The following is a 506-nucleotide window of genomic DNA, read 5'->3' as shown; positions in this document are numbered from 1 at the left end:
CCCTCTCTACTTGCTGCTCTATATTCTTTGGGCGTCATCCCATGATGCCGCTTGAAAATCACGCTGAAATATTGCGGATCGCCATATCCGATCTTCGCGGCAATTTCATAGGCTTTCAAATTCGTCTCAGTTAGCAGTTCCTTCGCTTTGGCTAGGCGTATCCATGTAACGTATTCAATGAAGGACTGACCTTTCTTTTGTTTGAACAGCCCACTGAAATAATTCATACTCATGTATACGTGTTGGGCCACTTCATTCAGCGACAAGTTCTCATTCTGATAGTTTTCCAGAATATACACTTCAGAGCGGATTAACAAAGAGTCTACATCCTGCGCCATCTTCATCATGACCTGTTCAAACAGCTGCAAACATAACGACGCCAACCATACCTTTATTTCATCTAATGTTTTATAAGCTCGAACCTGCCCCAGGATATCTGCAGCCTCCAGTGCGTCATGGCCGGAATCCTCAAATAATTGCATGATGGAGACAAGGAACCTTTGCAC

1 protein-coding gene is annotated in these 506 nt (G+C 44.1%); it reads right to left on the bottom strand.

What is annotated here, in order from left to right; all coding sequences use genetic code 11:
- A partial coding sequence (locus AC1DUA_RS40410; RefSeq protein ID WP_477504989.1) for a helix-turn-helix transcriptional regulator occupies nucleotides 1-482 on the bottom strand: 482 nt, incomplete at its 3' end.
- Nucleotides 483-506 lie beyond the last annotated feature (24 nt).

This window comes from Paenibacillus sp. 01T422, from assembly GCF_056398785.1.
The sequence above is the reverse complement of the archived record's forward strand: the minus strand, read 5'-3'. Positions and strand labels throughout refer to the sequence as shown.